Origin of the sequence: Acinetobacter sp. 10FS3-1 (assembly GCF_013343215.1) — a bacterium.
In the GTDB taxonomy this organism is placed as follows: Bacteria; Pseudomonadota; Gammaproteobacteria; order Pseudomonadales; family Moraxellaceae; genus Acinetobacter; species Acinetobacter lwoffii_C.
On record NZ_CP039143.1, the window covers coordinates 428,229 to 441,310 of the forward strand.

The window sequence follows — 13,082 nt, forward strand, 5'->3', positions numbered from 1 at the left end:
GATTCTGTTTTGAACAGATTTTAGCTGAAAGATAAGAAAAATGTTGTACATTCAATGTGTAAAGATCGAGAGCAGCAATTATGTGTATAGTGGCCTTAGCCTGGCAGGTACTGGAAGATACCCCGGTCTGCCTGATTTCAAATCGTGATGAATTCTATCAGCGTCCAACGCATGCTTTATATGAATGGGAACATAGTCCGATTATTGCCGGGCAGGACTTACAGTCTGGCGGGACCTGGATGGGCATTACCGCTTCAGGAAGATGGGCAGTGATTACCAATTTTCGTGATGGACGGGACCAGAATCATTATCCCACCTCACGCGGGCATATTATTCAAAAATTTCTGGAATCAGAGCTGCCGCCAATCCGTTTTGCCCGGGAACTGGAAAAGCATCAATGTGATTATGCCGGTTTTAACCTGTTTATGGGCGATCAGCATCAAGCGGTGTATATGAGCAATCGGGGTGAAGCACCACAAGTGCTGGCGCATGGGGTGTATGTCGTCTCAAATGGACTGATAACAGAAGACTGGCAAAAAAACCGCCATTTGCGTAAGCGCTTTACCCAGGAGTTTCTGCCGATGTTGCAACAGGACCGTATTTCGGAAGCAGAGCTGTATGATGCAGCTTGGGATATCTTGGAAGATGAACGCCAAGTGATTCCAGATCTGTTACCTCAAACCGGGATCTCGGTCGAAATGGAACAGCTGCTGTCTTCGACTTTTATTCAAAGCCCGACTTACGGCACCCGTTGTTCGAACTTCCTCAGAGTGAAAAGGGGGCAGTGGCAATGGCTGGAAAAATCCCAGCAAGGTGACATGGCAGGACAAGTGGTAGAGAAAATCATCACACTGCAATAAAAATGCCGACATTTGTCGGCATTTTTGAGAGCTCTGGATTAAGCCTGGGCTGTTTCCAGTGCTTCCCCTGCGATTGCACCACCATCTTTACGGGTAATCACCACAGTGGCAGAGCGAGGTACTTTACCTAAGCGGCTATAACGCTCACTTTGGTTAGCAGGCCATGCGCCGCCCGGGTGCTGCACGTTAACAAAGATTGCTTTGTAGTCCGGGGTAATGGTAACACCGGTAATTTCACAACCTGACGGGCCAACAAGGAAACGACGTACGCGATCATTGCTTAACTGCGCACCGACAAAAGTTTCTTGTCCTTCCTCTTTGGTGGTTGCAGCAAAGGCTTTATGGCCATCACCCACGGAACCAGGAAGTGCAGCAAGCATCATACAGTTGGTTTCGTCGGTATATTGGCCATCATCAGTTTGAATCCATAAGATACCGCGTGGATCGAACCACATGCCATCCGGGCTAGAAAAGTCATTGAGATTATCCAGACCAGACAGGTTGATGTTTGAAGCGGCACGTGCTTCGGCGCCAAACAGGAAGATGTCCCAAGTAAACGTAGTGGCAGTGACAGTGTCATCAGTTTCACGGAAACGGATGATATGACCATTCATATTGCCTGAATTGCTGGCACTTGAACCTTTGAAATCGACATAACTACGCGGATTTGCAGCATCCGTTGGGTAGGCACGACCACGGTTACTGTTGTTGGTCAGGGTAACATAGACTTCGCCATTTTCAGGGTTTACCGCCACCCATTCCGGACGGTCCATTTTGGTTGCACCCACATGGTCGGCGGCCAGACGAGCATGGACCACAATATCTGCTGCATCTTTGAAAGAATAAGTAGTATTGGCATGATCTAAACCATTTTTACCATAACTTAGCTCAACCCACTGGCCTGTACCATCTTCTTTAAATTGTGCAACGTACAGGGTTCCTTTATCCATATACTTGTCACCTGCGGCATAGCCACCATTGACATCTTTAGGATCCCAAACGGCTTCAGAGACAAACTTATAGATATATTCGCCCGTAGCATCATCACCCATATAGAATGCAAGTGGCTGGCCCACAATCGGATTACTAGAGCGGCAATCTTCATGAGCAAAACGGCCGAGTGCAGTACGCTTAACCGGGCGAGTGTTTGCACTGAAAGGGTCAATTTCAACAATAAAGCCACAGGTATTTATAGCATTACGGTAGTCACTTAAAGCATTGCCATTCGGATCAGCCGTAATGTTCCAGCGGTCATACAGATCACGATCGCCTGTGAGTTCCGCATCTGTCTTATCCCAAAGGTATTGACTTTCTGAAGACTTGCCACGGCCATAACGTGCTAAAGCAACTTGTTCATTATCTGGGCGTACATCACCCTCATCACGAGAGAAGTAACCACTCCAGTTTTCTTCGGCAGTCAAATAAGTGCCCCAAGGTGTATACCCATTACCACAGTTGGCAAAAGTACCACGGGTTAATGTCCCCGTTGGTGAAAAGCGGGTTTTGACCAGGTCTGAGCCACGTGCCGGTCCGCGCAGTTCCATTTCTGTTGCAGCGGTAATACGGCGGTTAAATGGGGAGTTCAAATTAATTTTTACGTTTTGAGTGTTTGGATCTTTCTGAATTTCAATGACTGAAACACCGTGAGCATTTACTTCACGAATAATCTGCTCTTCAGGACGTTTGCCATCTTCTGTTGTAATCACACCTACTGGTGTATGTAACTCAGATTGTTGTAGATACTCATGGTTTAAAACCAGTAAACCTTGTTTTGATTCTTTTAATGAGTAATTTTTCTTGGTTGGGTCCATGCCAAAGAATGACATCCCGTCGTGGTTATCACCTGCGCGGAATTGGTAAGATGGACCTGAAGGTAATTCAGAATCTGTTTTTTCAGGATAGCTGCTATTGATCGGATCGCCAACAGCATACAGAACATTAAGCTCGTAGCCTTCAGGCACACTAAAAAAGTTCTGGGTATTTTTTTTAACCGCTTCAAAAGACAGCTTGTTTGGACGTTGCGCCAGGTCGCTCCATACATGCTTATCATTTTCTTTATCTGGGTTAGGTGGGGTCGGTCCAGAAGAGGTATCATCGTTGTCATCAGAGCAACCGCTTACAGACGCTGCAAATGCCAAAGCCATGGCGCCGCTGCCTGTTTTAGCAATAAAGCTGCGACGGTTGATATATTGATTCAGAATCGTTTGGAAATGGGTATTATTTGAGGTATTGCTATCTTCGGTAAGGTCCTGACAAGGTATCATTTCTTTATTTTGCATTTGAAAGTCCTGTTAAAATCAAGTGTTCAGTTGTGTTGAAGTTGTTTCATACCATAAGCCTACTATATGACAGTACGCTTAAGGAAATATTGCAATAAAGTGAAATAAGTTATTGGAATTAAAAATAAAAAAGAGACGGTTGTAGCCGCCTCTTTTTATTCTCGATTGATTCTTTAGGTCTCGATATCTTTTAAACGTCTTTTCTCAATCAGCTTCCCGGTCAACAGCCCAGTCTCAAATAACAGCCACATAGGAATGGCCAGCATAATCATCGACAAGGCATCGGGTGGCGTCACGAACATGGCCACAAAAAAGCATCCGACAATAATAAATTTGCGTTTTTCAACTAACTGTTCGGTACTCACCACTCCAATTAAAATTAACACCAGAGTAATAATCGGGATTTCAAAAGTCAGGCCAAAAACCAAAAACAGTTTTAAACAGAAATTGAGGTAACTGTTAATATCCGTCATGGGAGCAACAGTTTCAGGGGCTACACTGATAAAAAAGTGCAGAATCGAAGGTAAGGCCACAAAATAAGCAAAACTGATTCCGAGATAAAACAGAATAATACTGCCCAAAAGTAGCGGCAGTGCCAGACTTTTTTCTTTTGCATACAGAGCAGGCTTAATAAAGGACCACAACTGATACAGAATAAAAGGCATAGTGATCATCAATGCCAGAAAAAAGTTAAGCTTAAAGGGCGCCATAAATGTCGCTGTCACATCTGTTGCAATCATGGTCGATGTGGCAGGAAGCTGTGCACGTAGAGGCTCAGACAAAAGCTGATAGGTAGAATTGGCAAATGGCAATAAACAGAAAAACAGGCCGATCAGCACCGCCACAATTTTAAACAGGTATTTGCGCAGAATGACCAGATGCTGGGTAATGGGCATCTCTTCAAGCAGCGGCTGTTCAGGAATGGCTTCGGAATGGGCAGTAGGCAAGGAACTCATACGGCTACCTTCATATCCAGATATTGTTGGGGGTGGTCTACAGTGGTTTTAGGTTGACTGCGAGAGGGCAAGTACACCGCAGGAAGGGTGGTTTTTAAAGGTTCATAACTTAAAGATTTATAGCTGAGAGTTGATTGATCTCGAGTCATGCTGTGCTGCACCTGATCGGTTTCAAGCGGTTTTTGCAAATTCTGTATTTGTGCCTGCATTTTTGCTTCAAGCTCCTGAATACGTTTCATCTCTGCCTGCATTTGTTCACGCAGTTCCGATAAACGCAATTCACGATCCAGGTCATTTTGAATATTGCTGACGGTACGTTTAACTTTGCCATACCATTTGCCGACAAAACGTACAGCTTCAGGTAGCTTGTCCGGCCCCAGCACCAAAAGTGCAATGATCCCGAAGATAAACAGCTCGGTCATTCCAATATTGAGCATGGCAGTCTCTTAGCTTTTGACTGAACTTTCAGGTGTTTTTACTTGTGCATCAATCGTGCGTGGCTGTTGCAGCTGCGCTTGTTCAGCTTCTTCATCTTTCACTGACTTTTTAAAATCCTTGATTGCACCACCTACATCTTTGCCCAGGTTTTTTAACTTTGATGTACCGAACAATAAAATCACCACAATTGCAAAAATCAGTACATGCCAAATTGATAATCCAGCCATCATTTTATCCTCTTTATATTATGGCTCTATCTCAACAGGCTTTTATGACTCAGAGGTGACGGTTATATTTCTTTTTGAAGACAAGAGAAGAAGCAAGACTGAATATGATAGGATTTTTTACATTGATACAAATGAGTCCTGTCGGGTATGGCGCTGCTTCTGCCTCTGATCTCTTTTTTAACCGGATATTGGGGCGTTCAATATTTAAAATCCCTTCGCCCCTTCATGGCAGCAATGCTGGCCCGGGTGCTGATTCCACTCGTTATCATTTATAACATGGTGTTTTATCAGCAAGGCAGCCTGTGGCTGCTTGGCTTTAGCGTATTCAGTTCCATTCTGCTATTCAGCCTGTTTTATGCTTTAAGTAAAGATAAACTCCGTGCCCTGTGTTTTAGCTATTTAAATGGGGTATGGCTGGGTTTTCCTTTTGCTCTGGCCGTTTTTGGACCTAAGGCCAGTAGTACGATTGTGGCGCTGTATATTGGGGGTTCACTGTTTGGCAATGTTGCGGCTATTCTGGCCGTCAGCTCCACACGGCAGACTCCCCAATTTATTCTTAAAAATGTCCTGATCTCTCCACCTGTTATTGCTTTGAGTATTGCCGCAGTCCTGTCGTTTTGGGACTTGAGGGCTTATGAAATGCATCCGGTCGTGCAATGGGGGTATCAGGCCAATAAAGTACTGGTGACTTTTAGCGGAATGTGCATTTTAGGCATGTGGCTGAGTAAAGTGCGGATTCATTTACGAGATCTGCAACGTAGCCTGCTGCTTATCAGTGGCCGCTTTATACTTGCGCTGGGACTGACAGCAGCCGCTTATTTCACTTTGCCGATTCCACCTCAACTCCTTATTTATGCCGTCATGCTGATGTATTTTTTATTACCGCCTGCGGCCAATATTGTGGCGCTAGAAACGCATTATCAGGGTACAGGCCATTCAGCCAAATATATTGCGTCAGGAACAATTGCCAGTGCCATACTCATCGCGCTTTATGGCATGATCTTGCATATCTGGGTGCCGGGTTTATAAATATTCGATCAATACCGGGACATGGTTTGAATAAGAAAGGGCTTATTTATCGCTTTCTAACGCCCTCCTCAAAGGGAAGAAGGGCTTTGTTGTGCTCGCTTATTTCTCTAGACTGGCTTTAAACAGCTGCATGGCCTGACCACGATGACTGATTTTATTTTTCTCCTCTTTATTCATTTCTGCGCTGGACAACTGCAATTCAGGTAGCCAGAACAGGGGATCATAACCAAAACCATTTTCGCCACGAGGAACTTCCAGAATTTCACCTTTCCAGATGCCCTGAAAAATTTGTGGTAGTGGATCTTCGGCATGCTGGACCAGCGCCAATACACAAACAAACATACCGTCAATGACTTCATTTTCTTTACGCAGCGGCTTGAGTTTGCTTAACAGCTTTTCATTATTAGCTGTATCATTGCCATGTTCGCCTGCATAACGTGCCGAGTAAATTCCCGGTGCACCGCCTAATATAGGCACACAAATACCGGAATCATCGGCAATCGCAGGTTTGCCTGAAATCTTTGCTGCATGACGGGCTTTAATAATGGCATTTTCTACAAAGCTTAACCCATCTTCGACCGCATCTTCGATATTCAGCTGACCTTGTGGAACGACGTCGACAGGCAGTTGTAACTCTGCAAACAGTTTTTCAAATTCAGCAATTTTACCTTTGTTGTTACTTGCAAGTACCAAGGTTCCCTGAGATAACCAAGCCTGAGCTGACATATATTCGCCACTTATGAGTTGAAAATACGGAACAGGTGATTTTAACCGAATTCAATCTAAAGTCGCTAATTTTACCTAAATTTGTACCACCTCATCTTTTGAGGCGGTGAGCTGCTTCACCAGATGCTTTAAATTGCTGCTCCAGCAAGCCGGTTGATCTGCAATCAAGTAGGTGTTCATGGTGGCAAAAGGCTCATGAATTTCCAAAACGTCTACTGCATTTCTAAAATGTGACTGCTCAACATAGGAACGCGGTAAAATTGCCATTCCCATATTCATGCTGACACAGCTCATAATACCGTCCAGGCTACCCATTTCGATAATATGACAAACGGCGAGCTGTCGACTCTGTAAAAATAAATCGATGACACGACGGTAACTGCATCCTTGGCGGAATGCGAGAAATTTCTGTTGTTGGAGCGTTGCGGCAGTCAAGGGCTGCATGGTATTTTTTGAAGTTACCACCACCAGCTGTTCTGTAAACAGATGCAGATTATACAAACCATGCACTGGCTCAGGACTGGCAATAAAGGCACAATCCAGCTGAGCATTCTGTACGGCTTCAATCAGTGTACGGCTGGGGGCGGTCTGCAAGCTGAAGGATAGGGCAGGGAAGCTTGCAGAAAATCTGTTTAAGATCTGCGGCAGATGGACAGCAGCAGTAGTTTCCATACTGCCAATCTGGATCGGATGCGAAAGATAGGGCTTTTCCTCAATAAAAATACTTTTCACTTCATCATGCAGGGACAGAATTTTTCTGGCATAAGTGAGCAGCTGTTCGCCAGCTCTGGTCGTTCTGACTGGTGTTTTACGGTTCAGCAGTTCAGTGTTTAGCTCGGACTCAAGTTTTTTAATGTGGCTGGTGATATTGGATTGAACCGTAAACAGTTTGTTGGCAGCCAGAGAAAAACTTCCCAGCTCAACAACCGTCAGAAAAATTTCCAGGGATTTTAACTGCATACTTTTATCTCAAAATATCTCAAAAATAGATAATAGCTATCTCTAAGAATCATTTTACATGATGATGGTTTTTCATTCTAATGCATGAATGATTTAAGTTTATGCAGTGTTAAAATTATGGCAGCTTTTTTTAAACAAGGTTTGCTTTATCTGACGATAGGGCTGACAGTGCTGTTTTTTCAACAGCTGGATGCTCAGTTTCAGCAAAAAACTGGCTACAAAAATCTCTTTGAGGACGTGCCTGAGCATTTTGGGCAATAGTTCAGGCCATAAAAAAGCACCCGAAGGTGCTCTTTTGTAAATCCAGCTTATTGTGCCTGAATCCATTTGTCTGCACGGTCACGTGCCTGACGGATTTGATCTTGAGTCAGGTTGGCTGCCAGAGCCGTTTTCTTGCCTTCAGAAAGACTGATAACCTTATTGTCCAGCATGCCGTCACGGGTAGAAAGCTCATACCACTGATAGGCGCCCATATAATTTTTCTTTTTCTCTTCCATCATGGCAAGGTTAAAGCTGGCACGGTTATCGCCACGGCTAGCTGCCTTTTCAAAATACTGGCGGGCAAGCGTTTCATCTTTTTTAGTACCGATGCCATCTGCTAGCATACGGCCTACATTTAGCTGGGCTACGGCTAAGCCTTGATCCGCAGCAGCTTTATACCAGCTAAAAGCCTGACGCTCATCTTTTTGAATGTCTTTGCCATACTGATATTTAGTCGCCAGATAGAACTGTGCTCCTGGTTGACCGGCTTTGGCAGCTTTAATCAGGCTATTAATGTCCATAACTGAATATTGGGCGGCTTGGCTTGCCACCGATGGGCTTGGCGCAACATAATCTGCATGGGCATTTAAGCTAAAAAGTCCCGCCAGTAGCGTCGTAGTGATTAATAATTTTTTCATAGAGCGCTCACTCGATAAATTGCGACTTCACCAAACAGATTAGGAAGGTGCTTGCTGAGCAAGCTGTCCTGTTGATTCCCATTTACAGCGAGTCGATTAATAATATTAATATTATTTTCCGCACAAAGAGCTTCAAAGTCACGGAAGGTGCATAGGTGAATGTTGGGCGTGTCATACCACATATAAGGTAAAGCCTCCGAAACCGGCATTTTCCCTTTTAAAGCCAGAAAAGAACGGGTTCTCCAGTGGGCAAAGTTCGGGAAAGTAATAATCGCCTGTTTACCTACGCGCACCATATCACGCAGTAATACGTCTGGTGCATCTACGGCCTGTAAGGCCTGTGCCATTACAACATAGTCAAAAGACTGATCGGCAAAACGGCTTAAACCGAGATTTAAGTCCTGCTGGATGATATTTAACCCGCGACTGATTGCAATTGCAATCTTTTCCTGATCAATTTCTAATCCATACGCACGAATATTGTGTTTTTTGCTCATGTGCGCGAGCAATTCACCATCGCCACAGCCGAGATCCAGAACACGTGAGCCTGGCTTGATCCAGCGTTCAGCAAGTTGTTGGTCAATACGCATTACACAGCCTCCTGCGGGGTTGTTTTCAGGTGTTCTTCACCACCCAGGAATGCACGCAGGGATTTAACGTACAGCGGAATTGGAAATAAGAAGGAGTCATGGCCCTGCTCAGCATTAATGTCTAAATAGCTGACCGGTTTATGATTGGTAATTAAAGCATCCACGATTTCTTGTGAACGCTCAGGCGCAAAACGCCAGTCCGTAGAGAAAGACACCACCAGGAATTGACACTGGGTATGTGCCATCGCCTTAACCAGAGACTGTTCATATTCACGTGAAGGATCAAAGTAATCCAGCGCTTTGGTCATAATCAGATAAGTATTGGCATCAAAGTTGCGGCTGAACTGTTCACCTTGATAACGCAAATAACTTTCTACCTGGAACTCGACATCAAAACCATACATAAATTTGCCTGATTTTAAATCACGGCCAAACTTCTGTTTCATGGCTTCTTCGGACAGATAGGTGATATGACCCACCATCCGTGCCAGAATCAACCCGCGTTTTGGATAGCTGTCATGTTCCAGATAACGGCCATTGTTAAAATCCGGATCAGATAGAATCGACTGGCGCGCTACTTCATTAAACGCAATATTTTGTGCCGAAAGCTTTGGAGCACTGGCAATAATGACACATTTCTTTAAACGGTCTGGATAATCCACCGACCATTGCAGGGCCTGCATGCCACCGAGCGATCCTCCAATGATCGCATACCAGACCTGAATACCAAGACGGTCAGACAGGATGGCTTGAGTCTTGACCCAGTCCCGTACCGTTACCAGTGGAAAGTCTGGACCGTACGGGCGATTGTCATTTTCTGGATTAGGAGAGATAGGACCGGTCGAACCACTACAGCCGCCAATATTGTTGAGCGCCACCACAAAAAACTTGTTGGTATCGATGGCTTTGCCTGGACCAATACAGGCATCCCACCATCCGGGTTTCCTGTCATCTTCATGATGATAGCCCGCTGCATGATGATGGCCTGACAAGGCATGACAAATCAGAATGGCATTGGACTTATCGGCATTGAGTTCACCGTAAGTTTCAACCATCAGTTCAAAACGTGGGAGGATGCGACCGCATTCAAGCTCTAACGGCTCTTCAAATTGGAACTTTTGTGGGACTACAATGCCCACTGAGTCTGCTGGAAAAGACACGGGAATGATTCGCCTTAAAACTTTAATATGAATAATAAAAGGATACCATTTGCAGGTATCCTTCAAAAGTCATTTTAATGCTATGAATGATAGTTAATTCTTATACTGTAGCTTAGACCGCTGCAGCAATCACCTGATCAGTGCTTAATACTCCCTGTTCAATCAGGCGGTTGGTACAGGCAATAATGGCTTCAATTGAAGAGGTCACAATGTTGTCGTGGACTCCGGCACCGAATGCAGACTTGCCTGTACCTTTGACTTGAAGCTCAATCAAGGCCAAAGCTTTGGCATGGGCACCTGAACTGATGCTGCGCTCTTCATAGCTTACAACATCAATTGGCAGTTGCAGCGCATCTAAGATCGCAGAAATCGGACCATTGCCTTGGCCACGTACATGACGAGACTGACCTTCAATCTCAAGATCAAGTTCAATCACCTGACTGCCATTTTCATCAGACAAACGATAGTTCTTGGCTGAATAATGGGCATCTTTAGCAGCCACATAGGTTTCTTTAAACAATTTCCAGATTTCAGTAGCAGAAATCTCTGTACCGTCTTCATCGGTTTTTTGCTGGACGATTTGCGAGAATTCAATCTGTAAACGACGTGGCAAGGTCACGTTGTAGTTGGATTCTAACAAATAGGCAATCCCGCCTTTCCCTGATTGTGAGTTAACCCGGATCACTGCATCATAGTCACGGCCCAAGTCTTTCGGGTCGATTGGCAAATATGGCATATCCCAGATTTCTTCGTTTTTCTGGAACTCAAAACCTTTTTTGATCGCATCCTGATGCGAACCGGAAAAGGCAGTAAAGACCAAATCACCAGCATAAGGATGGCGTGGGTGTACAGGCAAACCGGTACATTCTTCAACAGTGGCAATAATTTCGTTAATGTTGGAGAAATCCAAGTTCGGTGCAACACCTTGGGTATACATGTTCAAAGCAATCGCAGCCACATCGACGTTACCGGTACGTTCGCCATTTCCAAAGACACAGCCTTCCACACGATCAGCCCCGGCCATAATGGCCAATTCAGAAGCTGCAATACCGCAACCACGGTCATTGTGGCAGTGCACCGAAATGATCACGCCGTCACGACGCTGGATATTGCGATGCATCCATTCTACCTGGTCGGCATAGACGTTAGGACCTGAAACCTCAACTGTTGCCGGCAAGTTCAAGATCACTTTATTGGTCGGAGAAGCTTCCCAGATTTCAGTCACTGCATCACAAACATCTTTAGCCACTTCCAATTCAGTTGCTGTAAAACATTCAGGGCTGTACTGAAAAACAAACTCGGTTTCAGGCTGTTTGGCGGCGTATTCTTTAACTTTGCTTGCGGCATTAATGGCAAGCTGCTTGGCCCCAGCAACATCAACATTTAAGACTTTTTGACGGAAGGTCGGCGAATTCGAGTTATAGATATGCACGATCGCACGTTTTGCACCTTGCAAAGATTCAAAAGTACGCTGAATCAAATGATCACGTGCCTGTACCAACACCTCAATGTAGACATCGTCCGGAATATGATTTTCTTCAATTAATTTGCGGGTAAAATCGAAATCAATTTGCGATGCAGATGGGAAGCCGATTTCAATATGTTTGAAACCGATTTTGACCAGCATCTGGAACATTTTGAACTTCTGCTCGATGTTCATTGGCTCAAAGATCGCCTGGTTACCATCACGCAGGTCGGTACTCATCCAGATTGGGGCCTTGGTGATTTCATTATTCGGCCATTGACGGTCTGGAAGATCGACACGTTGATACATGCGACGATATTTTTTACTTGGATCTGCCAACATCATGAAAGAGCTCCTTTGTAGTCTGGCGTACCGTGCTCTTGGATGAAGCGGTCGCGGGAACTACGGCATAGATTTTGTCTATAATTGTGTTCATGCAGAAGGTCAACGTCAGGAAAAAAGCCCAGAATATTTTTGGAATATCGTCATCTGGATTTGCGGGACTGCTGCATGATTACCCTATACCCCAGAGTTTAATCCAGTTAGGGCGAAATTTTTTTGCTTTTTTTATAGATTTTAGTTGTATCTTAATAAATATTTTCTTGTAAACCATTCAAAGTGAAAAAATATTTTATGGTTGGCTTTTATTGTTGTGGGTTTTTCTTTGATTCTATCAGTCTGGCTAATATTTTACTGAATCAGTTTGAAAAATAAAAGACTAGGGTGCTTTATAGCTTGCTGGACTCGCCTTAGGTCGACCTAAAGCTCAGCCCATTTGCGTATCAGGTTATGATAAAGATTGGTGAGTTTTATAACTTCAGCATGCTGATCACCCAACTCGATTCTTAAATTCTGAATTGTCTGATCCAGATTAAACAGCATATGGCGCTCTGCATCATCCCGAATCATGCTTTGTACCCAAAAGAATGAAGCGACCCGGCAGCCAGAAGTGACCGGCGTCACTTCATGCAAGCTGGTCGACGGATACAGAATCATATCGCCAGCGGGAAGTTTGACTTCATGATAGCCATAGGTGTCTTCGACCACCAGTTCACCACCTTGATATTCTTCCGGCTCACTTAAAAAAACCGTACAGGATAAATCGGTTCTAAGCCGCTCGTTGCTACCACGAATACGGCGGATCGAATTGTCGACATGGAAACCGAAAGCTTCATTATTTTCATAGCGGTTAAACAGAGGAGGAATAATATCCAGCGGGATCGCAGCGGATAGAAATAAAGGATGCTGACCCAAGGCTTCCAGAATAATCGTACTTAAGTGCTGAGTCAGGGGATGATCTTCAGGCAATTGCTGATTCTGTTTGACGCTAGCAGACAGTGTGCCAGCAGTCACTTTGCCATTGACCCATTCAACTTGAGCCATTTCTTTGCGGAAATACTGTACCTGCTCTTTGCTCAATACATTTGGAATATGATGCAGCACGAAAAACACCTGAATAATTTTGTTTGAGTGAGCATAGCCCCAATGCTAGA

The 13,082-nt window shown here is 44.5% G+C and carries 13 protein-coding genes; 2 read left to right on the forward strand and 11 right to left on the reverse strand.

The window, feature by feature from the left end; translation table 11 throughout:
* The first annotated feature begins 80 nt into the window (after positions 1-80).
* Positions 81-860: an NRDE family protein gene (locus tag E5Y90_RS01980; RefSeq protein ID WP_174659256.1), complete on the forward strand. Its 780-nt coding sequence runs from the start codon at positions 81-83 to the stop codon at positions 858-860.
* A 38-nt stretch (positions 861-898) separates the two neighbouring features.
* On the opposite strand, the gene E5Y90_RS01985 is transcribed toward E5Y90_RS01980, so the two are convergent.
* The 4 genes from E5Y90_RS01985 to tatA all read right to left on the reverse strand — a co-directional run bounded on the left by E5Y90_RS01985 (position 899) and on the right by tatA (position 4,760).
* Positions 899-3,139: a PhoX family protein gene (locus E5Y90_RS01985; protein ID WP_174659257.1), complete on the reverse strand. Its 2,241-nt coding sequence runs from the start codon at positions 3,137-3,139 to the stop codon at positions 899-901.
* Positions 3,140-3,312: 173 nt separating this feature from the next.
* Positions 3,313-4,095, reverse strand: coding sequence for a twin-arginine translocase subunit TatC (tatC, locus tag E5Y90_RS01990; RefSeq protein WP_151203349.1), 783 nt, complete (start codon positions 4,093-4,095; stop codon positions 3,313-3,315).
* Complete coding sequence (gene tatB, locus E5Y90_RS01995; protein WP_174659258.1) at positions 4,092-4,532, reverse strand: Sec-independent protein translocase protein TatB; 441 nt, start codon at positions 4,530-4,532, stop codon at positions 4,092-4,094. Before tatB ends, tatC begins: the two co-directional genes overlap by 4 nt.
* Before the next feature lie 9 nt (positions 4,533-4,541).
* Complete coding sequence (gene tatA, locus E5Y90_RS02000) at positions 4,542-4,760, reverse strand: Sec-independent protein translocase subunit TatA (RefSeq protein WP_151203351.1); 219 nt, start codon at positions 4,758-4,760, stop codon at positions 4,542-4,544.
* Between the two features lie 147 nt (positions 4,761-4,907).
* Here tatA and E5Y90_RS02005 point away from each other — a divergent pair, with 147 nt between their 5' ends.
* Positions 4,908-5,789, forward strand: coding sequence for a permease (locus tag E5Y90_RS02005; protein WP_174659259.1), 882 nt, complete (start codon positions 4,908-4,910; stop codon positions 5,787-5,789).
* Between the two features lie 99 nt (positions 5,790-5,888).
* On the opposite strand, the gene rdgB is transcribed toward E5Y90_RS02005, so the two are convergent.
* The 7 genes from rdgB to E5Y90_RS02040 all read right to left on the reverse strand — a co-directional run bounded on the left by rdgB (position 5,889) and on the right by E5Y90_RS02040 (position 13,032).
* Positions 5,889-6,515, reverse strand: coding sequence for an RdgB/HAM1 family non-canonical purine NTP pyrophosphatase (gene rdgB, locus E5Y90_RS02010; protein WP_174659260.1), 627 nt, complete (start codon positions 6,513-6,515; stop codon positions 5,889-5,891).
* Positions 6,516-6,590: 75 nt separating this feature from the next.
* Positions 6,591-7,475, reverse strand: a complete 885-nt coding sequence (locus E5Y90_RS02015) for a LysR family transcriptional regulator (RefSeq protein WP_174659261.1) — start codon at positions 7,473-7,475, stop codon at positions 6,591-6,593.
* A gap of 308 nt (positions 7,476-7,783) precedes the next feature.
* Complete coding sequence (locus E5Y90_RS02020) at positions 7,784-8,374, reverse strand: tetratricopeptide repeat protein (RefSeq protein WP_151203355.1); 591 nt, start codon at positions 8,372-8,374, stop codon at positions 7,784-7,786.
* Positions 8,371-8,964, reverse strand: coding sequence for a methionine biosynthesis protein MetW (metW, locus tag E5Y90_RS02025; RefSeq protein WP_151203356.1), 594 nt, complete (start codon positions 8,962-8,964; stop codon positions 8,371-8,373). Before metW ends, E5Y90_RS02020 begins: the two co-directional genes overlap by 4 nt.
* A complete protein-coding gene (metX, locus tag E5Y90_RS02030) occupies positions 8,964-10,124 on the reverse strand; it encodes a homoserine O-succinyltransferase MetX (protein ID WP_174659262.1) in 1,161 nt (386 codons plus the stop codon). The genes metW and metX overlap by 1 nt, the downstream gene beginning before the upstream one ends.
* A 112-nt stretch (positions 10,125-10,236) precedes the next feature.
* Positions 10,237-11,934, reverse strand: coding sequence for a 2-isopropylmalate synthase (gene leuA, locus E5Y90_RS02035; RefSeq protein WP_151203358.1), 1,698 nt, complete (start codon positions 11,932-11,934; stop codon positions 10,237-10,239).
* A gap of 414 nt (positions 11,935-12,348) precedes the next feature.
* Entirely contained in the window at positions 12,349-13,032 is a 684-nt protein-coding gene (locus E5Y90_RS02040) for a Fe2+-dependent dioxygenase (RefSeq protein ID WP_174659263.1), read from the reverse strand.
* Positions 13,033-13,082 lie beyond the last annotated feature (50 nt).

Coding starts and splice junctions, on each gene's coding strand:
- E5Y90_RS02005 (WP_174659259.1), top strand. CDS start 4,908: ATGGCGCTGCTTCTGCCTCTGATCTCTTTTTTAACCGGATATTGGGGC.
- rdgB (WP_174659260.1), bottom strand. CDS start 6,515: ATGTCAGCTCAGGCTTGGTTATCTCAGGGAACCTTGGTACTTGCAAGT.
- E5Y90_RS01985 (WP_174659257.1), bottom strand. CDS start 3,139: ATGCAAAATAAAGAAATGATACCTTGTCAGGACCTTACCGAAGATAGC.
- tatA (WP_151203351.1), bottom strand. CDS start 4,760: ATGGCTGGATTATCAATTTGGCATGTACTGATTTTTGCAATTGTGGTG.
- tatC (WP_151203349.1), bottom strand. CDS start 4,095: ATGAGTTCCTTGCCTACTGCCCATTCCGAAGCCATTCCTGAACAGCCG.
- E5Y90_RS02015 (WP_174659261.1), bottom strand. CDS start 7,475: ATGCAGTTAAAATCCCTGGAAATTTTTCTGACGGTTGTTGAGCTGGGA.
- E5Y90_RS02020 (WP_151203355.1), bottom strand. CDS start 8,374: ATGAAAAAATTATTAATCACTACGACGCTACTGGCGGGACTTTTTAGC.
- leuA (WP_151203358.1), bottom strand. CDS start 11,934: ATGATGTTGGCAGATCCAAGTAAAAAATATCGTCGCATGTATCAACGT.
- E5Y90_RS01980 (WP_174659256.1), top strand. CDS start 81: ATGTGTATAGTGGCCTTAGCCTGGCAGGTACTGGAAGATACCCCGGTC.
- tatB (WP_174659258.1), bottom strand. CDS start 4,532: ATGCTCAATATTGGAATGACCGAGCTGTTTATCTTCGGGATCATTGCA.
- metW (WP_151203356.1), bottom strand. CDS start 8,964: ATGCGTATTGACCAACAACTTGCTGAACGCTGGATCAAGCCAGGCTCA.